The sequence below is a fragment of the Bradyrhizobium sp. BRP19 genome, from assembly GCF_020194195.1.
In the GTDB taxonomy this organism is placed as follows: domain Bacteria; phylum Pseudomonadota; class Alphaproteobacteria; order Rhizobiales; family Xanthobacteraceae; genus Bradyrhizobium; species Bradyrhizobium yuanmingense.
In genome coordinates this window covers 1-423 of record NZ_JADYVZ010000169.1, presented here as the reverse complement: position 1 = coordinate 423, position 423 = coordinate 1, and the positions used below count along the sequence as shown (strand labels likewise).

Below are 423 nucleotides of genomic sequence, written 5' to 3'. Positions count from 1 at the left end.
GAGTGCGACGGCGCCCAATGCCGTGCTGTACTGGTTGGCGCCAGCCGCGCCGGCAATCAGGTCGAGCGCCACGCGGGGCGTGTCGCTGTGATGAACGGCCACGTCGAGGATCTTGGGCAACTGCTTGATGGCAATCGTCAGCGCCAGCCCAAACGTGAAACCGCGCAGCACCGGCCGCGCGATGAAATCCGACATACCGCCCAGCCGCGCCGCGCCCGCCAGGATGAACAGCACACCCGTCGCGATGATGAGCGCCGCCGCCATCGTGAGTGCCGTCGCACTGCTGGCGCCGGGCTCCGAGAGCGCCGTCGCAAACAGCACGGCGGCCGACGATGACGTGGCCGAGACAATGGCAAAGCGGCTCGTGCCGAGCAGCGAATAGACCACCAGGCCGCACATCAGCGCGATCAGCCCGGCTTGCGG

General features: G+C 68.3%; 1 protein-coding gene. It reads right to left on the bottom strand.

Annotated elements, in window-relative coordinates; all coding sequences use genetic code 11:
- The coding region (locus I6F36_RS39035) for a SulP family inorganic anion transporter (RefSeq protein WP_276573762.1) at positions 1-411 on the bottom strand (411 nt) is incomplete at its 3' end.
- Between the last annotated feature and the right edge of the window lie 12 nt (positions 412-423).